This window comes from Bradyrhizobium sp. Arg237L (assembly GCF_029990105.1).
Taxonomy (GTDB): domain Bacteria; phylum Pseudomonadota; class Alphaproteobacteria; order Rhizobiales; family Xanthobacteraceae; genus Bradyrhizobium.
On record NZ_JAQMIL010000064.1, the window covers coordinates 1 to 25,837 of the forward strand.

Here is a 25,837-nt window from a genome sequence, read left to right on the forward strand (position 1 = left end):
ACCCCCGTGCTTTTTGTTGCACGGGACCCATGGGTGCAACCGGCACCCGGCTTTCCCTGCGCCCTCTGTTCGATGAGAGGGTGAAACGAGACGCAAAGCTCGGGCGTAACGTGCCGCGAGAACGCGGACTCACGTCCTCTCCTTAAACTCCACCGTCATGCCCCGCGCAGGCGGGGCATCCAGTATCCGGCAGCCTCTCGGCTCAAGCACTGGTGCCTCTGGAATACTGGATCGTCCGCCTTCGCGGACGATGACAGCGGAGAAGCTGTTTGAAATTCAAATCAGACCTACACTGCGGGTGCGGCTATGCATCTTCGGCAGAACCGCCGGCGCGGGGTCGTTCCGGCACAGGCAGCCGCGCTGGCCTGTTTTCCTAACTCTGACAGGCAGTTGTGCGAGCGCATAAGACTACCCTGCAGAGCGATATGCGTTTTGTGCCAAGTATTCGCGCAGTTGCCCACAGGTAATACTGGCCCTACAATACAACCGAGATTTCGGGGCGCCTCGGATCTCGAATCGACTTGATGGCGTTGCCTGCTCTTCTTTTGCGACCGAAATCGCTCTTCCCGATTCCCTGTGTCTCCTTGCTGTAAGCCTAGTTGACCCGAGTGATTAGTAGTTCTGTTTTCGGGGGAGAACAGAAATGGCGTGGAGTAGAGTTTTTGATTTATCTGATCCGTCGCAGTGCAAGGCAGTTATTTGGTCCGCGGATATCGAACTTTTTCCGACGGCGAAAGGAAGCTTTCATGCCGAAATTGCGCAGATCGGCATAAACAGGCTTCTGGTGCAACGATATCGAGTGTCGCTGCCACAGGTTAACACCGTCGCGGTCAGGCCAGGCCGCAGATCAATTGGCTTTCTTGCCGAGCCCAATGGAACAGCCTTCCTGCACTGTGGCTTGGAGGTCTTGGCCAGCGATATCGTCGTGAACAGGTCCGACGTCGTACATCAACGATCTGGCGCAAACCTCCACTATGGCACGATCTCTCTTGCGGCTGATGACTTTGATGCTGCTGCCGAGGCAGTACTCGGCCGCGAGTTTGTCGAAATGCCGCAGAAACGAGTTATCCGCCCGCATTCTGCGGCGATGCTCCGACTGCTGAAACTGCACAAGAGCGTTGGGCTGCTCGCTCATGACATGCCGGATGTTCTCGAAATCCCGGAAGTGGGGCGGGCACTGGAAAATGAGCTCACTTATGTGATGGTGAGGTGCGTTGCCGAAGGTGCCGCTGCAGAGTCGAGAACTGGTAGCCGTCGCCACGACGCCATCGTCGCGCGTTTTGAGGAATTCCTGGAGGCCAACCCCGACCGGCCGCTTTATCTTGCGGAAATCTGCGCGGGGATTGGCGTCGCGGAGCGCACGCTCCGCGCCTCCTGCGAAGAGCATTTGGGAATGGGGCCGATCCGTTATCTCACCCTGCGCCGAATGCACCTCGTACACCGCGCGCTCCTGGGCTCGGACCATTCAAAGAGAACCGTCACCCAGATTGTCACCGACCACGGTTTTTGGGAACTTGGCCGCTTTTCGGTTGCCTACCGCACACTGTTTGGCGAGGCGCCGTCGCGTACCTTGCGGCGATCGGTCGAGCTGCCCGAAACGCGTCCCAATCGCCCAACATCGCTTGCGGCCACAAACTTGCGGGCAGCTTGAGCCAGACAGGGACTTATTACAATGTCGTGGGCAAGAGTTCTTAGATTTACCGACCCGTTTCCCTGTCAGGCGGCCGTTCAAGCTACTGATGTTGAGATACTCCCTACAACGAAGGGAGATTTTTGGGCCGAGATTACACAGATCGGCATGACCAAACTTTGGATGCAGCGTTTCACTGTATCTTTGCCGCAAATCAGCAACGTTGCGTGCAAACCCGACCGGCGATCGATCCTCTTTCTCACCGAATCCAATTCGTCCCCACTACAGCACTGTGGCCAGGAAGTCTTGCCTGGTGACATCATCATTAACAGAACTGACGTTGCACATCATCGATCCGGCCATGATTATCATTTAGGGGCGATGTCCCTCCCGACCGATGAATTCGACGCCGCTGTCGAAGCGACAGCCGGCCGTGGTTTCAGCAAGCGGCTGGATGAGCGTAGCGTTCACCCGAATCCTGCGTTGATGTCGCGGCTGATGAAGCTGCACAAAGTGGTCGGACAACTCGCCCATGAAACTCCCCATGTGCTCGCAATACCGGAAGTGCTTCGTGCCCTCGAAAGCGAACTGGTGCATGTCATGGTCCGGTGCCTCGCGGAAGGCGTCGTGCTGGAAACGACCATGGGCGGCCGTCGCCATGACGCGATCGTCGCGCGGTTCGAGGCGTTTTTGGAGGCCAATCCCGACCGCCCACTTTATCTCATGGAGATCTGCGCGGCGATTGGTGTCGCCGAACGCACCCTTCGCGCCTCCTGTGAGGAACATTTGGGCATGGGACCGATCCGTTATCTCACCTTGCGCCGAATGCATCTCGTGCGGCAGGCGCTCTTGAGGTCGGACCCATCAACGGCAACTGTGACGCAAATCGTCACCGACCACGGCTTTTGGGAACTGGGGCGCTTTTCAGTTGCCTACCGAATGTTTTTCGGAGAATCGCCATCGTGCACCTTGCGGCGCCCGCCGGCGGACCCGAGGGTTCGTCTCGACCGCCCATCAACCATTGCTTTTGCCGGGCCCGGCCTCGCCTGAACCGGATGCGCGTGATCGCAAACGCGCGGTCGCCTGCGAGAAAACCGTGACGCTACGCGCGGTCTTTCCACTGAGGGGACACCCATGGTCGCAGCACCTGCTCGAGACTATCGGCCGGCTTGCCGGATTTGCATATTCTTCACATTCCACCCCCAAGATCGACCTTCCGAACCCGCATAGCCGACAGCGGCCGACTGCTTGATGCTGCCTCCGTCGATGAGACCGGACCGTCCACCGGTCCGATGGGACGGCGCAAATGGCAGAAGGCGCAACACTCACGTTTGGCGACGCCGACGGCTATGCCGCAGGATTCGGCGATGCACGTATCAATCTGACGATAACGGGTGCCGGCGATTTCGAGGCACGGCTAACACGGTTGAGATTGAACCATCTGGAATTGTGTCGGTGCCGCGAAATCCTTCCGCGCATCGCATATATTTCGCTGCCCCCCGAACGGATATTCCTTTCTTTTCCGGTCGGTACCGCGTCCCTCGTGTCCGATGGGCTTGTCTTGCGGAACGGCGACATGGTTTTGCACGGTCGTGGCGAGAGCACCCATCAGCGCTCCCACGGCGCATCCCAATGGGGCTTGATAGCCTTATCGCCGGACCAATTAAGGACTTGCAGCAAGGCCTTGACTGGACGGGAAATCGCGCCGCCGCCCGTGAGCAGACTGCTCCACCCTGCCCGCGCGGATATATCAAGATTTCGTCTTCTCTTCAGAGAAGCTTGCTACCTTGCAGAGGCTGGACGGAAACTGATCGAGCGTCCCGAGGTAGCAAGAGCGCTGGAGCAGGAATTGCTTCACGCGATCATCAATTGTCTGACCGCCGACGACATCGACAACAACAACTCCAAGGCAAGACACCATCACACCGCCGTCATGCATCGTTTCGAAGATGGCCTAAGCAAACGTATCGATCAAAGACTCAAAATGCCCGCGCTTTGTGCCGAGATCGGCGTACCGGAGCGCAGCCTGCGGATGTGTTGCGCGAAGTTCCTCGGCGTAAGCCCCGCACGATATCTCTTGTTGCGACGATTGAATCAGGCTCGTTCGGCACTGCGACGTGCCGATCCTTTGATGGCCACCGTCGCGGAGGTCGCGCGAAATCATCAATTCCTGGAGCTTGGGCGCTTTGCGGTGACGTATCGCACCACCTTCGGCGAATCGCCTTCCGTCACGCTGCAACGCGATCCGTAATCCGCCGAAAGCGCATAGTCAGCCCTGCGAAGCCGACACTAGCTTCAGCCTCGTATACGACCAAGCTTAATCTGCCGAATGTGCATAGCGCATTCAGGGCGCTTCGCCCAATTTGCCGTCGCAAAGCGTCCGACCGATTGCCGGTTGCGATCTCGCATGAATCGGCAAAGCCAAGTTGGTCGGCGGGTGGAGGTGGGCGAAGGCTGCGGCCCGGGCTTTCGGCAGCCGCCAATTAGGAAGCAACCATGAGCATGTTCCGACCAATTTCGGGCGCTCTTGTCTTGGCGTGCGCCGCCATGACAATGGCAAGCATTCCTGCCTCCGCCCAGCAGGGACAAAAACCCAACATCCTATTCATCATGGGCGACGACATCGGATGGATGCAGCCAAGCATCTATCACCGCGGCCTGATGGTCGGCGAAACGCCGAGTATCGACCGCATCGGCAACGAGGGTGCCATCTTCATGGACTACGTCGCGATGCAGAGCTGCACCTCCGGCCGCAATGCGTTCTTCACCGGCATGTATCCGCTGCGCACCGGCATGATCCCGCCACAGCTCCCGGGGAGCCCGTCCTACCTGCGGCCCGGCACGCCGGCCCTCGCCCAGTTCCTGTTCGATCTCGGCTACACCACCGGCGAATTCGGCAAGAACCATCTCGGCGACCACACCGATGCCCTGCCGACGGCACACGGCTTCCAGGAATACTGGGGCTATCTCTACCATCTCGACGCGATGCAGCAGGTCAGCTTCCCTGACATCAACAAGACGCCGCTGCAGCAGACCGTGGCGCCACCCTGCAAGAATACGCCGATCCCGGGCGTGCCCGAAGTGCCCGGCGCGGTGGACCCCAAGACCACGCTGTGCCTTACGCCCCCGCGCAACATCCTGTCGTGCAAGTCCTCAGACGGCACGAGCAAGAATCAGATGTGCAGCGACGAAGGGCCGTTGACCCTGGATCGCTCGCGGACCGTGGACGAGGAGATTTCAGAGAAGGTCGTCGATTTCCTCGATCGCAATGACCCGAAGAAGACCGGCAAGCCATTCTTTGTCTGGTACAACCCGGCGCGCATGCACGTCGTCACCGTGCTGCCGCCGAAATACGAGGCCATGGTCGGCGAGCGCGGCGGCAAGGACTGGGGACTCAACGAAGCCGGCATGAAGCAGATGGACGACAATATCGGCGTCGTCCTCAAGAAGCTCGACGACATGGGTCAGGCCAACAATACGATCGTTGTATTCACGACCGATAATGGTGCTGAGGCGATCTCCTTCCCGGACGGCGGCGTGACCCCGTTTAAGGGCCAGAAGGGCGAGGCCTGGGAAGGCGGCTATCGCGCACCTATGGTGATCAAATGGCCCGGTGTCATCAAGCCAGGCACGGTCAAGAACCAACTGTTCGCCGCGCTCGACTGGGTTCCCACGTTGGTCGACGTCGCCGGCGGACCCAAGGGCGACGAACTGAAGCAGCAGATCGAGGCAGGGCGGTACCCCGGCATCGTCAAGACGACGCTCGATGGCGTCGACCAGCGCGAGTACCTCGAAGGCAAGTCCGACAAGTCGGCGCGGGACTACTTCTTCTACTTCTCGGGCGCAACGCCGTCGGCGGTGCGCTACAAGAATTGGAAGATGTACTACACCATGTCGCAGCCCGGGCCGGCCGGCTGGATCATGCCGCTCATCCCCTTCCACTTCACTTTGGTCCAGAACATCAAGCGTGATCCCTTCGAGCAGGCTGTCGGCGTTGACCAGAAGACGGCCATGAGCACGGGCGGCGTGCTCGGCGCCCCGGCGACCGCCTTCCAATACGACTGGAACATGCTGCCGATCGGTCAGCGGTTGTGGCTGGAGCACCTGTCCAGCTACGAGAAGTTCCCGCCGCTGCAGGCCCCGGAGAGCTACAACCTCAGCCAGATCCTTGAGGAGGTCAAGAAGGCCAACTCCCGCGCCGCGAGCGACTAGCCGCGTGAAGCGAGCATGACCTGAATATGTGGACGCCCCACAGGGCGTCCGCCCACCACAGGCGAAGCGATGAACGCGCTTCCCATGCAACCCCTCCGAGAGAACGTCAACCGATCCATGCGTTTGGGCAGCAACAGCCAAGGAGTTGCTCATGACCATGAAGAATACCACGAGTCCAATCGATCACGCCTTCCTGCTTGTGCCGGCGCAAGCGATCGTGGCCCAGAACATCGCAAGCTTCCGCGAATTCCCGCCGCGCCAACGGCCCGGCAGCTTCTCGGTCGAACAGGCAATGGAGAAGCTACGGCTCTCCCACCCTCGACGAACTAGGAGGTGATCATGCCGTCTCTGTTGCACTGTCAGACGAACCGCCGCGTTCTGATTTCGATCTTGACGCTGTTGCCTGCCTTGTCCAGTCCGCTTCTGACGGTCCCGGTATTGGCACAAACAACGTCTCAGAATCCGTTGCCTTCATGGAACGATGGGGCCGCGAAACAGGCGATCCTCGACTTCGTGCGCGTCACAACCGACACTGCGAGCCCCAACCACGTGCCAACAGAGGATCGGATTGCCGTCTTTGATCAGGACGGCACGCTCTGGGTCGAGCATCCGATGTACACGCAAGTGGTCTACTGTCTGGAGCGTGTCCCGGCAGTGGTCGAAAAAAAGCCGGAGCTCAAGGACGTCGCGCCATTCAAGACCGTGCTTTCGGGCGACCGGGAGGCGATCGCCAGGCTTTCCTTGAGGGACCTCGAGGAAATCCTCGCCGCAACGCTGACCGGCATGTCGGTGGAGGAGTTCAACGCCGAAGCCAAGAAGTGGATTGGAATCGCGCGGCATCCGCGCTGGAAGCGCCCCTATACCGAGCTCGTTTATCAGCCAATGCTCGAAGTCCTGCGATTCCTGCGCGACAACGGCTTCAAGACCTTTATCGTGACCGGTGGAGGGCAAGACTTCGTGCGTGTATACGCCCAACAGGTCTATGGCATCCCGCCTGAGCAGGTGGTCGGTACCGCGGGCGGAACGAAATATGGCTACGGCAAGGACGGCAAACCGTTCCTGACCAAGGAACCGAAGCTCATCCTGAACGACGACAACGCGGGCAAGCCAGAAGGGATTCACCTCATGATCGGGCGCCGGCCGTATGCGGCGTTCGGCAACTCGACGGGCGATCGCGAGATGCTGGAGTGGACCGGTGCAGGTACCGGTGCACGGCTGAAGATGCTGGTGCTGCATGACGATGCCGCCCGCGAATACGCCTACGGCCCGGCGCAAGGTCTGCCGGACACCAAGGTCGGCCCTTTCACTCCCGCGCTTTATGACGAGGCCAAGAAGGACGGCTGGACAGTGATCAGCATGAAAAACGATTGGAAGCGAGTGTTTCCGTTCGAGCACTAGCGCCGATTCTGAAGGGAGCGCGGCAGGCGATGAACCGGCTCAGCCGGCAACGCCGCGACAAACATTTTGCCGAATCTGCATAGCGTGGGACAGCATCAGAGGATTTGCTGGAATTCGCCCTTAGCCTGCAGCGGATAGCAATTCGTGGCGCGCAGCGACAACAGAGCAGATAAGAACCAGAGGCCACCGACGCGCGCCGCCACGTTGATGGCGATGGCAGTCCTCGCATTGGGTGGCGCTGCACTCCTGTTTGCCATCAACGGCGGCGTCATCCTGCCTGCAACTTTTCGTTCAAGCGAGGCGGCTCCTGCTGCCGTCTTTGTCGGCAGTGAAGCCTGCGCCGGGTGCCACCAGGCCGAAGCCGCGCTGTGGAAGGAGTCCCAGCACAAGCATGCCATGCAGCACGCCACCGTCGCTTCCGTGTTTGGGAATTTCGATGATGCCAGTTTCGATTATTTCGGCGTCCATTCGCGGTTCTTCAAAAAGGACAACAAATTCTTCGTCGAGACCGATGGTCCTGACGGCAAGCTTGCGAGCTTCGATGTCAAATACACCTTCGGCATTGATCCGCTCCAGCAATATCTGATCGAATTCCCGGATGGCCGCCTGCAGGCGCTCTCAATCGCCTGGGATAGCCGGCCGAAGGACAAGGGCGGGCAACGCTGGTTTCATCTCTACCCCAATGAGGAGATCAAGCACGACGACGTGCTGCACTGGACCAAGCTCAATCAGAACTGGAATTTCATGTGTGCGGAGTGCCATTCAACCGGCGTCCGGAAGAACTACGACGCGGCCGAAGATCGCTTCCGCACGACGTGGACGGAGATCAGCGTCGGCTGCGAGGCATGCCACAGCAAAGGCTCGCGGCACGTTGATTGGGCTCACAGCCAGCGGAGTTGGTTTGGGAAAGACGATGACCCGCGCAAAGGGTTAGCCGTCTTGCTGAACGAGCGAGATGGCATTACCTGGCACCCCGATCCGAAGACCGGCAACCCGCAACGCAGCATCGCCCCTGCGGTGACACGCAGGGAGGTCGAGACCTGCGGATTGTGCCACGCCCGACGCGGTGAATTTTCGGAAGATTGGGTACCAGGACAACCATTGTCCGACACGCATGCCGTTTCCCTCCTTGCTGCTGGCCTGTATCACGCGGACGGGCAGATGCTCGATGAGGTGTACAATTACGGCCCGTTCAAGCAGAGCAAGATGTTCGCAGCCGGCGTGACCTGCAGCGATTGCCATGAACCGCATGCAGCCAAGCTCCGCGCTCCAGGCGATGGCGTTTGCCTGCAATGCCATGCCGCCGACAAATATGAAGTTGCCTCACATCATCGCCACGAAGGCGTTACGCTGGCCGTGGCTTGCGCGTCATGCCACATGCCCGTCAGCACCTACATGGTGGTCGACAAGCGGCACGACCACAGCCTTCGAATTCCGAGGCCAGATCTCTCCGTGAAGCTCGGCACCCCCAACGCCTGCAACAACTGTCATGGCGACAAATCCGCACAATGGGCGGCCGACGCCATCGAGCGCTGGCACGGGCCGGTCCGAAAAGGCTTTCAGAATTACGCCGAGGCCTTCCAGGCGTCTTGGACCGACCGCGCCGACGCTGCCACGCTGCTGGCTGTGGTGGCGGCCAGTCCCACCGCGCCGTCCATCGCCCGTGCGAGCGCGCTTAGCGAACTTCACTCGCGGGTCTCGCCCGCCAATATCGAGCTCGCGCGCAAGGGGTTGGCCGATCCCGATCCAATGGTGCGGGTCGCAGCGCTTGACATGCTCGACGGCCTTCCGGGCGAGCGAATCTGGCCGCTGGTCTCGCCGCTTCTTGCCGATCCAAGCCGCGGCGTTCGCATCAGGGCGGTGTCGATCTTGGCCGCCGTCCCGACCGTAGCCCAGCCGCCGGCGGACCGTGCAGCCTTCGAGCGGGCCACTGCCGAGTTCATTGCGGCGCAACGTCTCAACGCGGACCGCCCCGAAGCCCGATCGACCCTCGGAAACTTCTATGCGCGGCGCGGACTGGCGGCCGATGCAGAGAGTGAATACAAGGCAGCCCTGCGACTCAGCCCACAATATGCGCCTGCGGCGATCAATCTGGCGGACCTATATCGGCAGCTTGGCCGGGATGGCGACGGAGAAAGTGTTCTGAGAACAGCGATCACGTCCTCACGCGAGGATGCCGGCTTGCATCACGCCCTCGGGCTCAACCTGACGCGGGAGAAACGGCCGAACGACGCGCTTGGCGAATTCCGCACAGCCAGCGAGCTCGAACCTGACCGGTCGCGCTACGCCTATGTCTACGCCGTGGCGCTACATTCGTCAGGCCGCATTGGTGAATCGATTGAGGTCTTGAAGGCGAACCTGGCCCGCCATCCGGACGATCGCGACTCGCTGTCTGCCCTCGTCTCGTTCAGCCGCGACTCCGGCAACATTGGTGCCGCCCTCGAATACGCCGAGCGTCTCTCTCGCCTTCTCCCGAATGACCGTGAATTAGCCCGCCTCACCGACGATCTTCGCGCACGTTTGAAGTGACTTGACAGTCTTTCCTGCCGATTTCGCATAGCGCTGCGGATTGCTTCTTTCAAAATCCTGCGCGCGTCTCGCCGGGCGCCAAAAGCTGCTCAGGTTGCGACGAGATTCTTCGTTGATCGACGCTACCTTAACACGTCAGCATGACTTACCTAGCGCCACATCTCGCAAGTGGGTCGCCTTGGGCTTGCTGACTCTCAAAGGTGATGCGCCCCGAGCACCGGTGCGTGTCTGCTTGTGATGCCTGCGGGACTCGCAATTCCATCCGCTTGAGGATTATTTCGCTCGGCCATATGATGGCAGCAGTGACCGGCCGCTGTCTAACCACGAAGCCGTCCTCGCCAACATCGAAACAAGTCTAGAGGCTACGCACGAACGATTGTTTGCGTTCTTGCGCATTCGCTCGATCTCGCAGAGTCCGAACGAGAATTACAAACTGGAGCGACGATAACAACGATCGGAATGGCTGGAAGAACCAGGTGGGCCAACGAACAAGGAAGTGAGCCATGTCCACGTCTGGGTGTGCCGCCCGTTTGAACAGAATGCGTCGCATGCGGCAGACCGGACTGATGGTTTTGGTCGCTCCAATGCTGCTTGCAGGTTGCGAACGTGAGCCAGAAACAGCGGCTCCAGCAATCCGTCCGGTTCGAACCGTAACCGTTGAAAAGAGCAAAGCTGGAACACTACTCACGTTTACCGGCAGGATTGAAGCCGAGGACGAGGTTTCGCTTTCGTTCCGCATTGGTGGCCGGCTTCTCGAGAACAACGGCAAGCTCGGAGATCGGGTGCAGCGCGGTCAGGTTGTTGCGCGCCTTGAATCGCAAAACGAGATGAACGGCCTGCGGCAGGCGCAGGCGGCCCTCGCAGCCGCCCAGGGGCAACTGGTTCAGGCCCGCAATCAATTCGAGCGTCAACAAACCCTCTTCGCGCAAGGCTGGACCACGAACGTCAACTTCGATCAGGCAAAACAAGGCCAACAAACCGCTCAATCGCAGGTCGATGCTGCCGAAGCCCAACTCAAGATCGCGCATGATCAGGTGAGCTTCACCGAACTCAAGGCTGACGCTCCGGGTGTTTTGACGGCAACAGGTCCCGCCGCGGGTGAGGTCGTCCAGCCCGGACAAAGCATCGTCAGGGTTGCCCGCAAGGATGGCCGTGATGCCGTTTTCGACATCCCCGCCCAGGTCATCCGAACAGCGCCGAGCGATCCTGAAATCAGCGTGAGTCTGACCGACGATCGCACGGTGACCGCGCAAGGCCGCATCCGCGAAGTCGCCCCGCAAGCCAATCCGGCAACACGAACCTTTGAAGTGAAGGTTGGCCTGACGGATCCCCCGCCGGCCATGCTTCTTGGCGCGACCGTGACCGGGCGCCTGCAAATGGAGGCCGTTCCAATCATTGAAATCCCCGCCACGGCGCTAACGAGAGTAAATCAACAGCCCGCCGTGTGGGTCGTCGATCCCTCCAAGAATACCGTATCATTGCGAAACATCGACGTGCTGCGCTTCAACCAGGCGCTGGTAGCAGTTTCCCAAGGAATCGACACCGGAGAAATCGTGGTCACGGCAGGCGTGCAAGCCCTGCACCCGGGCCAGAAGATTCGCATACTCGGGTCGGGGTCGTCATGAGATTCAATCTTTCCGAATGGGCGCTGAATCACCGCTCGTTCGTCGCTTATCTCATGATCATCGCTGTCGTTGCCGGCGTTCTATCCTATTTCCGTCTTGGGCGCAGCGAGGATCCTACCTTCATCATCAAGACGATGGTTGTTCAGGCCGCGTGGCCTGGAGCAACCTTCGAGGATACTCTCAAGCAAGTAACCGAACGACTTGAGCGCAGGCTGCAGGAAACGCCGCATCTCGACTTCCTGCGCAGCTATACCAAAGCCGGCATCACGACGATCTTCGTCAACTTGAAGGGCAGCACAAACGCGAAAGAGGTGGCCGACACCTGGTATCAGGTTCGCAAGAACGTCGGTGATATCAGGCATACGCTGCCAGCAGGCATCGTTGGGCCCGGCTTCAACGACGATTTCGGCACTACGTTCGGGATCATCTACGGTTTTACGAGCGACGGGTTCACCCATCGCGAACTTCGCGATTACGTTGAAGACATCCGCTCGAAGCTGCTTCTTGTTCGTGACGTCTCGGAGATCGAACTGCTGGGTGCCCAGGACGAACGGATTTTCGTCGAGTTCTCGATAAAGGAACTCGCCGGCCTCGGCATCGACCGCTCGGCGCTCATCGCCGCCCTCCAGGCTCAAAACGTCGTACGTCCGGCCGGTACCATCCAGACCGGCGACGAGAGTCTGTCGCTGCAGGTTTCAGGTGCGTTTCGGACGGAGCAGGACGTCGCCAGCGTCAACTTCATCGCGGGCGGACGGACGCTCCGCCTGAGTGACATAGCGCAGGTGCGGCGCGGCTATTCCGACCCCCCGCAGCCCATGTTCCGCGTCAACGGCGAACCGGCGATCGGGCTTGCCATCGCCATGAGGGAGGGCGGAGATATTCTCGCCCTCGGCAGGAACATCAATCAGGCGATGGACCAGATCACGGCGGGCCTGCCGATAGGGATCCAGCCAATCCTCGTCGCCGATCAGGCCGTCACGGTCGATGGCGCGATCTCCGAGTTCATGACGTCGTTGTTGCAGGCGATTGCCATCATTCTCGTGATCAGCTTCATCAGTCTGGGCGTCCGCCCAGGGCTGATCATCGCGCTTTCGATTCCTTTGACGCTCGCCATCGTCTTTCCGATCATGCAGATGGCGGGCATTGACATGCAGAGGATATCGCTCGGCGCCCTCATCATCGCGCTGGCACTGCTCGTCGATGACGCGATGACCACCACCGACGCCACCCTCAACCGGCTAGCCGCGGGCGATGACAAGGTCGAAGCGGCGACATTCGCGTTCCGGACCTATGCATTCGCCATGCTCGCGGGAACGCTGGTAACCATCGCCGGATTTGTTCCCGTCGGCTTTGCCGCCAGCTCCGCGGGAGAGTACACGTTCTCGCTGTTTGCCGTCGTCAGCATCGCACTGCTCGTATCCTGGTTCGTGGCCGTCGTCTTCGCGCCACTGCTGGGCGTCGTCATTCTGAAACCGCCCCGGACCTCGCAAACCGCGAACCCCAGCAGAATCCTCTCTTGGTATCGAGGCTTTCTTACCGCCGCCATGCGGGCAAAATGGGTGACTATTCTTCTCACCGTGGCGCTCTTCGTTCTCTCCTATCTCGCCCTTCCGCTCATTCCCCGCCAATTCTTTCCGTCCTCCGATCGTCCGGAGCTTCTGGTCGATATCAGTCTGCCGCAAAATGCGTCGATCTATGCCAGCGAAGCGGCCGCGAAGCGCTTCGACGCGGCCCTGAAGGGCGATGCGGACGTAGCGCGCTGGAGTACCTATGTGGGACGTGGCGCCATTCGCTTCTATCTGCCGCTCAATGTCCAGTTGGCGAACGACTTTTTCACGCAAGTGGTGATCGTTGCGAAGGATGTCGCCGCGCGCGAGCGCCTTCGCGTCAAGCTTGAAAAATTCCTGGCCAATGAATTCCCGGGCGCGATTTCCCGGATCTCTCCGCTCGAACTCGGCCCGCCGGTCGGCTGGCCTGTGCAATATCGTGTAAGCGGCCCCGACATTGACCAGGTACGGGACATCTCGCTGAAGCTTGCCCAGATCGTCGCGACCAACCCGCAGGCCGAGCAGGTCAATTTCGACTGGATCGGGCCGGCGCGTCAGCTCCGCATCCGTGTCGACCAGGACGAGGCGCGATCGCTGGGTCTGAGCTCGCAAGCCGTGGCGAGCGTCCTGAACACCGTGATTTCAGGCACGCCTGTCACACAGGTTCGCGACGACATCTATCTCGTCGACGTTCTCGTGCGAGCGACCGACGAACAGCGCGTCTCGCTGGCGAACCTGAGCACCTTGCAAGTGCCGCTGCCTAACGGGCGAACAGTTCCGCTCAACCAGTTCGCTACATTCGAATACAAGCAGGAATATCCATTGGTCTGGCGGCGCGATCGCGTACCTACGCTCACGGTGCAGGCCGATGTGGCGCCCGGGGCGCTTCCGGAAACCGTGATCAATGCGCTTGCGCCGGCGGTCGATACGCTCGCAAAAAACCTTCCCCGCGCTTATCGCATCGTCATGGGCGGAACCGTTGAAGAAAGCAAGTATTCGCAAGCTTCCGTCATCGCTGTTGTTCCGGTCATGCTGCTGCTGATGTTCACGGTCCTTATGGCCGAGCTGCAAAGCTTTCAGCGGCTATTCCTGGTCCTCAGCGTCGCGCCTCTCGGCTTGATCGGCGTTGTCGCGGCGCTTCTCGTGTCGCGCAGGCCGCTCGGCTTCGTCGCCATTCTTGGCATTCTGGCTTTGATCGGCATGATTACCAAGAACGCCGTGATCCTGATTGGCCAAATCGAAGCCGAACGCGCACGGGGAGAGAACGTCTGGTCAGCCGCAATCAATGCCAGCAGCTCTCGCTTCCGCCCAATCATGTTGACCGCCGTATCGACCGTTCTCGGCATGATCCCGATCGCTCCAACGGTGTTCTGGGGACCAATGGCCTTCGCGATCATGGGAGGATTGCTGGTCGCGACGATACTTACGCTTATCTTCCTTCCTACCTTGTATGTAGCTTGGTTCAAGGGAACTGAAAAATCAGCCGATCCGCAGAAGCCGGCGGGGATCGGCATTCCGAGGATCAACTCATAACACTGGGTTGCTGACAGTCGGGGTTGCTGACAATGGCGCCAAATCAGCCCGCAGTGAAACGACCGAGCGGTTTCCTTTGGCTATCGGTGCTCCTCACATTTATCTGGTTCGCGGCGAACTCGTCCTTCGCCGTTAGCGCGCTCGCGACCGGCGCGCTGATTTCCGTCGTTCTGGCCTACATGTTCACGCGCAAACCGGGCGCGTGGCGAGACGTCCGCTTATCCCCAGGGCGCCTCTATCACTTCGTTCTCTACACGGGCGTCTTTCTGGTCGAGCTCGTCCGTGCGAACATCAACATGATGCGCTACGTTTATGCCCCACGCATCAATATCAACCCCGGCATCGTCAGGATCAGAACGAGACTCAAGACTCCGGTAGGACGTCTTGCGCTTGCCAACTCCATCGCACTGACGCCCGGATCACTCGTTATCGACATCGACGGCGAAAGCCTCTTCGTCCATTGGCTCGACGTCAAAACAACAGATCCGGACGAGGCGACCCGCGCCATTGCCGGTGCGTTCGAAGAACATCTGAGGAAGACCTTTGGCTGATGCAATCCTCACCGCCGCGGCGGTTCTGATCTTTCTCGGGGTCGCGTTCGGCGTGCTGCGTCTGGTTCTCGGACAGACCACGATAGACCGGGTTGCGGCGATCGATATGCTGACCGTCGTTTCGATTTCCCTCATTGCGCTTTACGCGCACGTGGCCGGCCGCTCCATCTATCTAGATGTCGCCCTGGTTTACGGTGTTCTGAGCTTTCTGGCCGTCCTGGCGATTGCACGCTATCTCGAGCGAGGTCTTTGACAGCATGCTTGATCTCTTCGTCTACCTGTTGTGCGGCAGCATTCTCGTGAGCGGTATTCTAGCCGTGTGCCTGGACAGCACCCTGGCGGCGGCGGTCAGCGGCGGACTGGCGAGCCTGTTCGCAGCGGTTTGCTACGTCCTGCTGGGCGCGCCGGATGTCGCGATGACGGAGGCGTCGATCGGGTCCGGCCTGTCGGTGCTCATTTTCCTCTATGCGATCCGCAGGACAACAGAGAGAGCACCATGATGGCTCTGATCGGAAGCGTCCTGGTCCTGCTCGGCGCAATCTTCCACTTTTCAGCAGGGCTCGGCATGTTGCGGATGCCCGATGTCTATACGCGCATGCAAGCGGGCACGAAAGCCTCCACGCTCGGCAACACCTTGGTGCTCGCGGGCCTGGCTATCTATCACCCGGGCTGGAGCCTCAAGCTTTTGATCATCGTCTACTTCGTGCTGATGACGAATCCCGTCTCCTCGCATGCGCTGGCTCGGGCCGCGCACAGCATCCGGATTCCGATGGCAGGTGATACAGGTATAGATGCGCTGCGTGACGCACGACAGAAAGCGGGAAGCGGCACATGATCCGGCGCCTCTCTATCATCGTCGCCATTGTCGCGTTCGGGCTGGTCTTTGCAAGTCTTGTCATCGGCCATACCGAACAGCAATCACTGCTGCCCCTGGCGGAAAGCTACATCAGGCTCGTGCCGCAGGAGTTGGGCGCGGCGAACGTCATCACCGGCATATTGCTGACCTACCGCGCGTTTGACACTCTCGGAGAGGTCGCCGTTTTATTCATGGTGGCGGCGGGCGTCGGCCTCGTGCTCGGTGGGGAACGCCCGCCGCGCAGCGGGCCCCTCGAGGATCGCTTTGAGGGAGCCCGGCCACCGTCGGAGATCGTGCAGACTGGCACCCAGATCCTCGTTCCGCTCATTTCCATCTTCGCAGCCTATATCATCATGAACGGGCACCTGACTGCAGGCGGCGGTTTTCAGGGCGGCGCCGTCATAGCTTCCGGCGTTCTGCTGATGCTGCTGACCTATCCGCAATACCAGCCCAATCCCGAATTCCTTGGCGTCACCGAGTCCGTGGCAGGCGCTTTGTTTGTGCTGACGGGCATCGCGGGACTAATCGCCGCGGGCGGGTTCCTGGACAACCGGATCCTCCCGCTTGGGCAGTTCGGCGCCTTCTTCAGCGCCGGTACCATTCCGATCCTGTCGGCGCTTCTGGGCATCAAGGTGGGCTGCGAGCTGAGCGTCATTCTCGAAAGGTTCCGGCCCTGACGCCTCATACGAAGGAAAACCGTCCGATGATCTCGAGCATCGTTCTGACAACGGGCCTTCTCCTGATCCTGATCGGACTTTGGGGCATGCTCACACACCGCAACATCCTGCGGATCGTCATCGGATTTTCCCTGATGGGAACCGGCGCCCACATCGTCATCGTTGCAATCGGCTATGTGGCGAATGGCACGGCGCCGATCATCGACCACGCGCTGAGTTTGTCGGAAGCGGCCTCACGCGCAGTCGATCCGATACCGTCTGCACTCGCCGTCACCGCCATCGTCATTGGTATGGCCGTGACGGCGGTTATGCTGGCCTATGCGATCCGGCTCTATGAGGCCAAAAGAACGCTGTCAATCGACGCCTTCACGGAGTCGAAATGGTAGAGAGCCTCCTCCACCCGCTCAACATTTTCATTGTGGGCCTGGGTGGCGGCTTCCTGATCCCACTCTTCTATCGTCTCGGCAAATCCTGGGTAGCCGCCGCCTTTGTCCTTGCGCTCGCGGCGATGACGCTGATCTCAGGCTACGCGCTGTTCGTCCTTCTGAACGGCGCCGCCCCCATTGAGATCCTGACCGGAGGCGCGAAGCCGCCTTATGCGATCAATCTGCGCATGGGGCTCGCCGAAAGCATCTTCGCCTTCGGCGTCAATCTCGTCGCGCTTTTCGGCGCCGCCTATGTCGTGCGCGAAGGGTACGGGACACTGCTGCTTTACCTGCTGCTGGTCATGGGCATCCAGGGCATGGTGATGACTCGCGACCTCTTCAATCTGTTCGTATTCCTGGAGATCGTCTCGATCGCAACCTATGCATTGCTCGGCCTGCGGGACGCGCCCGAGGCTTTGTCGGCGACGTTCAAGTTTCTCATGGCAACGGTCCTGGCCTCGACCTTCTTCCTGATCGGCACCTTGCTGCTCTATGCCGCCACTGGCATCCTGAACATCGACGAACTGATCGCAAGCCGCAGCTCGATCACAGGCCCGATCGGCTTCGCCGCACTCATCTTCCTGCTGGCGTGCCTGCTGCTGGAGCTGAAGCCCTTCCCCGCGAACGGCTGGGGCCTCGATGTCTATGAGACCGCGCGCAGCGACGTTGCCGCGATCATCTCGGGCGGTGTTTCGGCGGGCGTCTTTTTCGGCCTGCTCAAGTTGCTGCCGCTGTTCGAGGACCAGCTCGAACTCATCGCCGTCCTGGGGGCGATTACGTTCGTCTTCTCAAACCTCATCGGTCTCCAGCAGACGAAAGCGCAGCGCCTTCTCGGCTATTCTTCGATCGGCCAGATGGCGCTGCTGACGATCGCCGCGCCCCTGCTCTACCAACTCAAGGCCGGCGACGCGATGTTCTTGGTGGTGGGCGGGCTATTCATCAATCACCTGTTCGCCAAGGTCGGGCTTTTCTGGTTGGCCGGTTACGTGGGCAAGGAACGCCTGCAAGATTGGGCGGTCCTCGCCCGACGCCCGGGAACGATCCTGGTGTTCGGCATACTGATCGTCGCGATCTCAGGATTGCCGCCGTTCCCGGGATTCTGGGCGAAATGGCAGCTCATCATGACCTTGGCGGCCGGCGATCTCTACGTCTGGATCGCCATTGTCCTGGTCGGCTCGCTTCTGGAAGCGGCCTACATGTTCCGCTGGTTCAGCTTGGCTCTTCACTCTCCCGCCGAGATAGACGCAGAGCCGCAGGGCCAGAGTGATCTGTTTCCGATCTTCGGAATGGCTCTTCTTCTTGTCGCGAGCGGGTACCTCGCCGGCGAGCTTGCCGGCCTTGCCGCTCCGTGGGCGTACATGCCGCTTGCTGCAGGACTTGTATTGTACATGCTGGCTCGCCTGCCGAGCGGCATGCAATGTTTGATCGTGCTCGTTCTGGTGTCCGCTGGTGGCACCTGGCTCATTCTCAGCTTGTCCGGCATCAACTTTCTGTTCGCGATGCTCCTTCTCGTTGGCGGCCTTGTCGTGTCGATCGCCTGCCTCGCCCGCACGGATCCCCGTCCCGGCTTCTATCCGCTGCTTGCCGTCATGCTGCTGTCGTTGCCGGCGCTGCCGCGCGCCATGACCAGCCTCGAATTCATTTTCATCTGGGAACTGATCACGCTGTCCTCCTATTTCCTGATCCTGCGAAGGACCGAGGCCGCGTCACATGCACTACAATATCTGCTGTTCTCGCTGGCCGCGGCCTTCTTTCTGCTGTGCGCGTTCGCTGTACTACAGGCGCAGACCGACAGCGTATCGCTGTCGGCGCTGCGCGTCGCGGGTCCGGATAGCGCGCCGGTCTTTGTGCTGTTGGCCATCGGCCTGCTGATCAAGGCCGGCGCCGTCGGCGTCCACGTCTGGCTACCGGGCGCCTACGCGGAAGCCGATGACGACGTGTCCGCCCTGCTCTCGGCCGTCATCAGCAAGGTGTCAATCTTCGGGCTGCTGGTCGGGACCTATGTCGCGATCCGCTCCGAAGTGAGCTTGAATCTCGCACTTGTCATGGGCTGGATCGGCATGCTGACCACGCTGGCCGGCGCCATGCTTGCGGCGCGCCAGGACGACCTGAAGCGCATGCTGGCCTATTCCAGCATGAGCCAGCTTGGCTACATCGTGGCAGCGATCGCACTGATGAGCCATCTTGGCTGGGTGACGGCACTGTATCTCGTTGCCAACCATCTCCTGGTGAAAGGCATCCTGTTCCTCGTCGCTGCCGCGATCATCCTGCGAACGGGGAAGCGGCTGATTGTCGAACTCGGCGGACTTGCCGGTGTCATGCCCGTCACATTCACAACGGCTGCGATCGCGATTGTCGCGATGTCCGGTCTGCCGCCACTCGCCGGCTTCGGCGGCAAATGGCTGCTGCTGAGCGCAATGATTGAGAAGGGCTGGTACGGGCCGGCGCTGATGACTCTGCTGGCGACTTTTGTCGGCTTTGTGTACATGGCGCGCTTCATCCAGGCGATCTTTCTCGGCCCCCGCAAGGCTGTGCATGACGCCCTGACAGAGGCGCCGATCACCCTGCTGATACCGCAGATTCTGCTGGTCGCCGGCATTTTCCTGATGTCGTTTTTCCCGAAACTGCTGATCGCCCCGATCTCCGAAGCGATCGATCCGCAATTCGCATCGACGCTGGTGTGGCAAGGCATGTCGCTGGAGATGATTTACGGCTACTGGAATCCGGTGCCTGTCATGGCGTTTGCGGTGATCGTGTCTGCAATATTGCTCGGACTGTTCTGGTTGCTGCTACGAAGCGGCTGGTGGGCTGCCATTGCGCGCGTCGAAATCGGTGGCATGCGATCGAGCCTTTACCAAGGCCTCAAGACTGTCTTCACAATGCTGACGCCTCCATGGGCCCAGGGGCTCTGGGGCGGGCTGGCCACCGCCACCACGGCGTCTGCGGAACGGATCCGAATGCTCTACACGGGCAACGGCCAGACCTATAACCTCTACATTCTGTATTACTTTCTTGCTCTGTATATCGCTGGCGGCGGCCTTCGCCATTTGTGGCCGACGGATTAGCTAAGGCGACTCTTTCCGGCTCGCCCAGCGCCAATATCGCAAGAATAGGTGGTTGCGAGGCGCGCAGCACCCCGTTCCTGCGATTGATCGAAAGCAGGCCAGGCGAATACACGAGCACGCAGGAGATTGCCGGTTACGCCAAACATTGACTCGATCGCAACAGGCTCGTTTCCACGAAAGACTGGCTTGCGCTTCTCTCGCTGAGCCGCCCGACCCTCTGCATAATCTTGACTGGCATAACATCGATCCGCCGCCCGCTGAGCACGTTCGAGATCTGCCGCTCCGTCGCGCCGAGCAAGTTCCTGGAATGCGATCCGCGCTGCGGCCAGACTAAGCGGTGCACCAGACAACAAATCTCCTACCGCCGCGATACGCAATCGACGCCATTAATGCCTGCCGTCCAGTTAGGCCGATATCATTCTATTTCGAGTATCCGGCTCATCCCAGCGGCGCTCCGTTGCAACTGTAACAGAGAACGCGGCGTTAGTTGTTGGCGCGACAAATATGTCGCCACGGTGACAAAACGCTAAACGCCGAAATCGCATCGTAACAAAGCCTATGTACTGCCCTGCCCAATTGGAACAGCAGACGGGTAAGAGATGACACGAAGGCGATACGCACGACGTCCGCTGGTCGACCGGACCCATTACAGCGATCGCGAAGCCGGGGTGTGCTGTGGGCGTGACGCCCTGCGCCGTCCTCGCGCGCCAGAGCTCTACAGCCTGCCACGTCAGATTTCTCGTCTTGGAAACTAGGCAGTGGCTTTATTGTTGCGGCTGTTTGCCCTGGTGGCGTTTGCGCTTCTGCCTGGAATCGCAATCCAGTTGTACAATGAGTTTGACCTCCGTTTCTCGCACCAAATGGAAGTGCAAGAGCTGGCGCTTGGTCTTGCCAAGCTCGCCGCCGCCGAGCAGCAGCAGATCATCCAAGGAATTCGCCAGGCATTGATTGCGCTCTCGGAACTTCCGGCGGTAAAGGCGAAGGACGCCCGCGGATGCGAGGCTTACCTCTCCAGAATCAAGGAGCGCTATCCGGGATTCATTAATTTTATCGTGGTCGACATGAACGGCGATTCGTTCTGCGACTCGACCAGCGACTATAAGCCATCGACCGCCGCCGGGCGCGCCTACTTCGCCAACGTCCTGAAAACCGGCAAGTTTACGGTCGGAGAGTTCGCGCACGGCCGAGCGACCGGCCGCAACGTCCTCCACTTTGCGCTGCCATTCTACGACGACGATGGCCACATGGGCGGCGTCGTAATAGCCGCCCTCAGCCTCGATTGGCTGGCTCATTATCTCGCGCAGAAGGGCCCGCCCCCCGGCGCCGCCCTCGCCATTAGAGACCGCAACGGCACGTACCTCGCACGCTATCCTGGTAACGACCAGTTCGTCGGCCGGAGGATACCCGGTGACCATTACTTGCGCTCGGATCACTCGGGCACAACAACCGCGCGCGACATTGACGGCGTGGAGCGGATCGTAGGCTACACAGCGCTGCAAGCAGACGCCGGAGAGATTTTTGTCACCTTCGGCGTCGACAAGACGCTGGCCTTCAGTCAGATCCAACGTCGTACGCGGCTAGGCATCCTCCTGATTGTCCTGGGCACGTCGGTCGTATTGGCCTTGACCTGGTTTGGTGCCCGTCGGTTCATCCAGCATCCGCTGGGACAAATGGTTGATGCGGCCAACCAATGGCGACTTGGCGACTACGCGGGCCGAGTGCATATCCGGGACAAACGATCAGAGATTACCCGGGTCGCCGACGCATTCAACACCATGGCCGATGCGCTCGCGAACCGCGAACACGAGCTGCACGATGCCAAGGAGAAAGCCGAGCAGGCAGCGGCTCGGATCACGACGATATTCGAGAGCACGACCGACTGCGTCCTTATCGTCGATACGGAATGGTACATCACTTATCTGAACGAGAGGGCAAGGGCGCAGCTCGCTGTGGGATATGACCTCATCGGTATGAATCTGTGTGAGATCTTTCCGGATTGGACCGACAAGAACCTCTCGGCCCGAGCACATACGGCGATGTCGGAACAGAACTCCGCGTCTGTCGAAACGTTCTTTCGAGATGTCTGGTACGCGGTCAATGCATTCCCGTCCGGCGAAGGCATCGTCATCCTGTTTCGAGACATCACCGAACAGAAGCACGCCGTCGAGGCACGACGCTTGATGGAAGAACAACTCCATCAGAGCCAAAAGATGGAGGCTGTCGGCCAGCTCACGGGGGGCGTTGCCCACGACTTCAACAATTTGCTGATGGTGATTTCGGGCAATCTCGAACTTATCGAGAGCCGTACGGCAGACGACGAATGCGTCCGGAGACTCGCAGTAGCGGCGCGGAAAGCCGCCGACCGGGGTGCAAGCCTGACCGCGCAGCTTCTCGCCTTTTCCCGACGGCAGAAGCTGAACCCGAAGACCATCCACATAGACGCTCTCATTCGGGATTTTCAGGGACTAATCCTTCGCGCACTCGGAGACAGGTGCAAGATCAACCTTGTCGCAGATGATCAACTGTGGCCATGCCATCTTGACCCGGCACAACTGGAGACAGCGCTCCTCAACCTGGCCCTGAACGCGCGCGACGCCATGCCGGACGGCGGCAGACTGGAGATCGAGGCACGAAATATAACCCTCCACGAAGACGCCATTGCCGGTGTCGCGTCCGGATCGTACGTCAAGCTCTCCGTCACCGACACTGGCTGCGGCATACCGCAAGACACGCTGGATCGGGTGTTCGAACCGTTTTTCACCACGAAGGAGGTCGGCAAAGGAACCGGGCTCGGCCTCAGCATGGTTTATGGGTTCGTCCGGCAATCCGGCGGCCATATCGCCATCGAAAGCTCAGTCGGACTGGGAACCACGGTCAGTCTCTATCTGCCCAGATCCGGCCAAATGTCCGATCTGGGGAGGGATATCATCCAACTCCCGGACATGGCAGCAGGGTCAGGCAGGGTTCTCATGGTCGAAGATGATCACGATGTCATGGACGTCACGTCAGCAATACTGAGAGAGCTCGGCTATGAAGTCCTCTGTGCCCAGGATGGCGCCGAGGCCATCCGGATTCTGAGAGATAACGAGAGCCTCGATCTGCTATTCAGCGATATCATGATGCCAGGAGGCATCAGCGGTGTTGAACTGGCTCGCGAAGCGAAGCAGCTCTGCAGCGGCATCAAGATTTTGCTCACGTCAGGCAATGCGGCAGACGCGTTGTCGCGCCATGGGGCAGAGGGCGAGTTTCCCGTTCTCGGCAAGCCCTTCCGGCGCGCGGAGCTGGCGCAATATCTGCAGGTGGTTATGGGCACTGCCTGAAATCATCTCCGGCTGGGAACGTTTCAACGCAATGCACGGGAGTGAACTCCTAGAGCATTTTCGGTCCTGATTGAATCAGAACCGAAGCTCTAGATTCTTGTTTTGACGCGTTTTCTTCGCGCGAACCGGTGTCCACTTCGCTCGAAAACGCTCTAGCGGCGCCGCCTCACTCCCGCTCCGAATCCTTCCGCATCAACCTTGTCGTGTAGCTGTATCGATCGGCCGGGTGAATGCTGAGCGATACTTCAGCCATCTCGTTCGAGCTGAAAAGATATTGACGCCGGATCGCAAGCGCGTGCGCGCCCGGCGTGGCCTTCAAAGGCTCTGCCATGTCATGGGACACGCCGACCGCACGGATATCCTGACGAATTTCGCTGAATCGCCGGCCGGATATCTTTTCCACCAGCGTGCCGAAGATGTCGCGATGGCCATCCATCCTCGATCGAACCTCGCGTGCAAAAGCGTCGTCGATGTAGACATCTGTCCAGCAGATCGGGGTCTTCGTTGCATCGCCGGGGATCATGCGGAGGCTCGATATGCGCAGCCAGCGACGCCCGGGCCGGCATCCGAGATCCCGTGCCAGCGCATCATCGGCGACGACTTCGGCAACCCGCTGGACGTGACGTTCGGTTTCGACGCCGAACCGCTGCACGGCCTCTATGGATTCGAGCGCCTGGGTAAATCCGCCACCGCTGCGCTGCGGCGTCAGCGCTTCGACGCGGGTGCCTGCGTTCCTCTTGCGGCTGACGAGGCCTGACGCCTGAAGTTCGCGCATCGCGGCACGCACCGTCGAGCGACTCACGGCAAACTGTTCGGCCAGTTCGAACTCGTTGGGCAGAACCGAACCTATGGGATGTCGACCGCCGGCGATTGCCTCCGTGAGCAGGCGAGCAACGTAAGCGTACCGCGTTTCCACACCTGCCTCCGTTCTATCCGGTCAATGGAAGCCCAATGGGAGTGGGATTCGTCAAGAAAGGATGTTGACTCATCCTTTATGTCCGTACATATTAATATGTACGAACATAATATAACACAATGATCCAAGGGGGGTCGACGGATGGGCAGCACAGTTTTCGATTCGGCTTTGTTTCGCGACATGTTCGGGACTGCCGAAATGCGAGCGGTCTTCGCCGACGATGCGCTTATCGCGCGCTATACCGAAGCCGAAGTCGCACTTGCCCGTGCCCAAGCCCGATTGGGCGTGGTGCCTAAAGCCGCCGCCGACGCCATCGAGGCGGCTGCGCACTCCATCAAGATCGACGTCGAAAAGCTGCGCCACGAAACCGAGATCGTCGGCTACCCCATCCTTCCGCTTGTGCATCAGCTTTCGGAAGCTGCGGGTGAAGCTGGTCGTTACGTTCATTGGGGGGCGACGACCCAGGACATCATGGACACGGCCAACGTTCTGCAGATCCGGGCAGCGCTTCAAATCGTTGCGCGAGACCTGCGCGAGGTCCGTGACATCCTGGCGACGATGGCACGGAAATACCGCGACACGCCGATGGCCGGGCGAACCCATCTCCAGCAAGCGCTTCCAGTGACGTTCGGTTACAAGGCCGCGGTCTGGCTGTCCTCCATCGACCGGCATATCGAGCGTGTCGATCAGGCGCTGCCGCGCATCCTCCTTGGCGAATTCTCCGGGGCAGCCGGCACGCTCGCCTCTGTCGGCGCCGCCGGCCTCGAAATGCAGAAACTGTTCTGCGAAGAGCTGGGACTGCATCAGCCGTCGATCACATGGCACGTCGCCCGGGATGGCATCGCCGAGTCGGTGACTCTGCTGGGCCTTATCACCGGCACGTTGGGGAAGATCGCGACCGACGTGATGCTGATGTCGGCGTCGGAATTCGGCGAAGTCTCCGAGCCGTTCGTGCCTGGGCGTGGCGCCTCGTCGACGATGCCACAGAAGCGCAATCCCATCTCCAGCGAGCTGATGCTCGCGGCGGCGAAGGCCGTGCGGCAGCACGTCGCCGCGATGCTGGACGGCATGATCCACGATTTCGAGCGGGCGACCGGCCCCTGGCATCTCGAATGGGTGTCCCTGCCGGAAAGCTTCCTGCTGACGGCCTCGTCGCTGGCCAACGCCAGGTTCATGCTCGCCGGCCTCGTCGTCCATGAGCGGCGAATGCTGGACAATCTCGATCTCACCCAAGGCCTCATCGTTGCGGAGGCTGTGATGATGGCAGCCGCGCCAAAGCTCGGACGGCAAAAAGCGCACGACGTCGTCTATGACGCCTGCCGCAAGGCCATCGAAGGCGGCGGACAACTCGCCGACATTCTGGCGGACGTGCCGGAGATTGCCGAGGCCCTCGGTGGCAAGGATGCGATCCGGCGTCATTGCGATCCGGCGAACTATTTGGGCCTGTGCGGCCCGATGGTCGATCGCGTTTTGGAGATGTCAGGCGCGAATGCCGCTCGCGGCGGCTGACATCGCCGGCGCGCCGCAGCCGATCTCGCCAATGCGCCGCAGAG

21 protein-coding genes are annotated in these 25,837 nt (G+C 60.2%); 18 read left to right on the forward strand and 3 right to left on the reverse strand.

The window, feature by feature from the left end:
- Positions 1-643 precede the first annotated feature (643 nt).
- From OZ411_RS31345 to OZ411_RS31370, 6 genes are all read left to right on the forward strand, one after another.
- The gene (locus OZ411_RS31345; RefSeq protein ID WP_130579791.1) at positions 644-1,651 is read left to right on the forward strand and encodes a helix-turn-helix domain-containing protein; all 1,008 of its coding nucleotides are present in this window, start codon (positions 644-646) and stop codon (positions 1,649-1,651) included.
- A gap of 147 nt (positions 1,652-1,798) precedes the next feature.
- Positions 1,799-2,680, forward strand: a complete 882-nt coding sequence (locus OZ411_RS31350) for a helix-turn-helix domain-containing protein (protein ID WP_282531056.1) — start codon at positions 1,799-1,801, stop codon at positions 2,678-2,680.
- Between the two features lie 256 nt (positions 2,681-2,936).
- Entirely contained in the window at positions 2,937-3,881 is a 945-nt protein-coding gene (locus OZ411_RS31355; protein WP_282531057.1) for a helix-turn-helix transcriptional regulator, read from the forward strand.
- Positions 3,882-4,177: 296 nt separating this feature from the next.
- The gene (locus OZ411_RS31360) at positions 4,178-5,842 is read left to right on the forward strand and encodes an arylsulfatase (protein ID WP_282531058.1); all 1,665 of its coding nucleotides are present in this window, start codon (positions 4,178-4,180) and stop codon (positions 5,840-5,842) included.
- A gap of 151 nt (positions 5,843-5,993) precedes the next feature.
- Positions 5,994-6,179, forward strand: coding sequence for a hypothetical protein (locus OZ411_RS31365; protein ID WP_282531059.1), 186 nt, complete (start codon positions 5,994-5,996; stop codon positions 6,177-6,179).
- Between the two features lie 53 nt (positions 6,180-6,232).
- The gene (locus tag OZ411_RS31370) at positions 6,233-7,240 is read left to right on the forward strand and encodes an HAD family hydrolase (RefSeq protein WP_282531060.1); all 1,008 of its coding nucleotides are present in this window, start codon (positions 6,233-6,235) and stop codon (positions 7,238-7,240) included.
- 95 nt (positions 7,241-7,335) lie between these two features.
- Here OZ411_RS31370 and OZ411_RS31375 read toward each other — a convergent pair whose 3' ends face one another.
- Together OZ411_RS31375 and OZ411_RS43415 are read right to left on the reverse strand one after the other, a co-directional pair.
- The gene (locus OZ411_RS31375; protein ID WP_282531082.1) at positions 7,336-7,512 is read right to left on the reverse strand and encodes a hypothetical protein; all 177 of its coding nucleotides are present in this window, start codon (positions 7,510-7,512) and stop codon (positions 7,336-7,338) included.
- Positions 7,513-7,531: 19 nt separating this feature from the next.
- Positions 7,532-7,819 (reverse strand): hypothetical protein, encoded by a 288-nt coding sequence (locus OZ411_RS43415; protein ID WP_349017048.1) that lies wholly within the window; start codon positions 7,817-7,819, stop codon positions 7,532-7,534.
- Positions 7,820-7,945: 126 nt separating this feature from the next.
- On the opposite strand from OZ411_RS43415, the gene OZ411_RS31380 reads away from it, so the two are divergent.
- From OZ411_RS31380 to OZ411_RS31430, 11 genes are all read left to right on the forward strand, one after another.
- On the forward strand, positions 7,946-9,769 hold the full coding sequence (locus OZ411_RS31380) for a tetratricopeptide repeat protein (protein WP_349017049.1): 1,824 nt from the start codon (positions 7,946-7,948) through the stop codon (positions 9,767-9,769).
- A 548-nt stretch (positions 9,770-10,317) separates the two neighbouring features.
- Positions 10,318-11,394 carry an efflux RND transporter periplasmic adaptor subunit gene (locus OZ411_RS31385; protein ID WP_282531061.1) on the forward strand — a complete coding sequence of 359 codons (1,077 nt, stop codon included), beginning with the start codon at positions 10,318-10,320 and terminating at the stop codon, positions 11,392-11,394.
- The gene (locus OZ411_RS31390) at positions 11,391-14,474 is read left to right on the forward strand and encodes an efflux RND transporter permease subunit (protein ID WP_282531062.1); all 3,084 of its coding nucleotides are present in this window, start codon (positions 11,391-11,393) and stop codon (positions 14,472-14,474) included. Before OZ411_RS31385 ends, OZ411_RS31390 begins: the two co-directional genes overlap by 4 nt.
- Before the next feature lie 32 nt (positions 14,475-14,506).
- The gene (locus OZ411_RS31395; RefSeq protein WP_282531063.1) at positions 14,507-15,025 is read left to right on the forward strand and encodes a Na+/H+ antiporter subunit E; all 519 of its coding nucleotides are present in this window, start codon (positions 14,507-14,509) and stop codon (positions 15,023-15,025) included.
- Positions 15,018-15,278 (forward strand): monovalent cation/H+ antiporter complex subunit F, encoded by a 261-nt coding sequence (locus OZ411_RS31400; RefSeq protein ID WP_130579784.1) that lies wholly within the window; start codon positions 15,018-15,020, stop codon positions 15,276-15,278. The genes OZ411_RS31395 and OZ411_RS31400 overlap by 8 nt, the downstream gene beginning before the upstream one ends.
- A 4-nt stretch (positions 15,279-15,282) precedes the next feature.
- Complete coding sequence (locus tag OZ411_RS31405; protein ID WP_130579783.1) at positions 15,283-15,525, forward strand: hydrogenase subunit MbhD domain-containing protein; 243 nt, start codon at positions 15,283-15,285, stop codon at positions 15,523-15,525.
- Positions 15,522-15,860 carry a monovalent cation/H(+) antiporter subunit G gene (gene mnhG / locus OZ411_RS31410; protein WP_130579782.1) on the forward strand — a complete coding sequence of 113 codons (339 nt, stop codon included), beginning with the start codon at positions 15,522-15,524 and terminating at the stop codon, positions 15,858-15,860. The genes OZ411_RS31405 and mnhG overlap by 4 nt, the downstream gene beginning before the upstream one ends.
- On the forward strand, positions 15,857-16,558 hold the full coding sequence (gene mbhE, locus OZ411_RS31415) for a hydrogen gas-evolving membrane-bound hydrogenase subunit E (RefSeq protein ID WP_130579781.1): 702 nt from the start codon (positions 15,857-15,859) through the stop codon (positions 16,556-16,558). Before mnhG ends, mbhE begins: the two co-directional genes overlap by 4 nt.
- Positions 16,559-16,584: 26 nt before the next feature.
- On the forward strand, positions 16,585-16,944 hold the full coding sequence (locus tag OZ411_RS31420; RefSeq protein WP_282531064.1) for a sodium:proton antiporter: 360 nt from the start codon (positions 16,585-16,587) through the stop codon (positions 16,942-16,944).
- Positions 16,938-20,048 carry a proton-conducting transporter membrane subunit gene (locus OZ411_RS31425; protein WP_282531065.1) on the forward strand — a complete coding sequence of 1,037 codons (3,111 nt, stop codon included), beginning with the start codon at positions 16,938-16,940 and terminating at the stop codon, positions 20,046-20,048. The genes OZ411_RS31420 and OZ411_RS31425 overlap by 7 nt, the downstream gene beginning before the upstream one ends.
- Positions 20,049-20,806: 758 nt before the next feature.
- Entirely contained in the window at positions 20,807-23,368 is a 2,562-nt protein-coding gene (locus OZ411_RS31430; protein ID WP_282531066.1) for an ATP-binding protein, read from the forward strand.
- A gap of 166 nt (positions 23,369-23,534) precedes the next feature.
- Here the strand turns inward: OZ411_RS31430 and OZ411_RS31435 are convergent, their stop codons facing one another.
- Complete coding sequence (locus OZ411_RS31435) at positions 23,535-24,284, reverse strand: GntR family transcriptional regulator (RefSeq protein ID WP_130579777.1); 750 nt, start codon at positions 24,282-24,284, stop codon at positions 23,535-23,537.
- Between the two features lie 141 nt (positions 24,285-24,425).
- On the opposite strand from OZ411_RS31435, the gene OZ411_RS31440 reads away from it, so the two are divergent.
- A complete protein-coding gene (locus tag OZ411_RS31440; protein WP_282531067.1) occupies positions 24,426-25,793 on the forward strand; it encodes an adenylosuccinate lyase family protein in 1,368 nt (455 codons plus the stop codon).
- Positions 25,794-25,837: the final 44 nt, after the last annotated feature.

Coding starts and splice junctions, on each gene's coding strand:
- OZ411_RS31395 (WP_282531063.1), top strand. CDS start 14,507: ATGGCGCCAAATCAGCCCGCAGTGAAACGACCGAGCGGTTTCCTTTGG.
- mnhG (WP_130579782.1), top strand. CDS start 15,522: ATGATGGCTCTGATCGGAAGCGTCCTGGTCCTGCTCGGCGCAATCTTC.
- OZ411_RS31365 (WP_282531059.1), top strand. CDS start 5,994: ATGACCATGAAGAATACCACGAGTCCAATCGATCACGCCTTCCTGCTT.
- OZ411_RS31390 (WP_282531062.1), top strand. CDS start 11,391: ATGAGATTCAATCTTTCCGAATGGGCGCTGAATCACCGCTCGTTCGTC.
- OZ411_RS31350 (WP_282531056.1), top strand. CDS start 1,799: ATGACCAAACTTTGGATGCAGCGTTTCACTGTATCTTTGCCGCAAATC.
- OZ411_RS31355 (WP_282531057.1), top strand. CDS start 2,937: ATGGCAGAAGGCGCAACACTCACGTTTGGCGACGCCGACGGCTATGCC.
- OZ411_RS31385 (WP_282531061.1), top strand. CDS start 10,318: ATGCGGCAGACCGGACTGATGGTTTTGGTCGCTCCAATGCTGCTTGCA.
- OZ411_RS31375 (WP_282531082.1), bottom strand. CDS start 7,512: ATGACGCCGCCGTTGATGGCAAACAGGAGTGCAGCGCCACCCAATGCG.
- OZ411_RS31345 (WP_130579791.1), top strand. CDS start 644: ATGGCGTGGAGTAGAGTTTTTGATTTATCTGATCCGTCGCAGTGCAAG.
- mbhE (WP_130579781.1), top strand. CDS start 15,857: ATGATCCGGCGCCTCTCTATCATCGTCGCCATTGTCGCGTTCGGGCTG.
- OZ411_RS31405 (WP_130579783.1), top strand. CDS start 15,283: ATGCTTGATCTCTTCGTCTACCTGTTGTGCGGCAGCATTCTCGTGAGC.
- OZ411_RS31360 (WP_282531058.1), top strand. CDS start 4,178: ATGACAATGGCAAGCATTCCTGCCTCCGCCCAGCAGGGACAAAAACCC.
- OZ411_RS31440 (WP_282531067.1), top strand. CDS start 24,426: ATGGGCAGCACAGTTTTCGATTCGGCTTTGTTTCGCGACATGTTCGGG.
- OZ411_RS31420 (WP_282531064.1), top strand. CDS start 16,585: ATGATCTCGAGCATCGTTCTGACAACGGGCCTTCTCCTGATCCTGATC.
- OZ411_RS31425 (WP_282531065.1), top strand. CDS start 16,938: ATGGTAGAGAGCCTCCTCCACCCGCTCAACATTTTCATTGTGGGCCTG.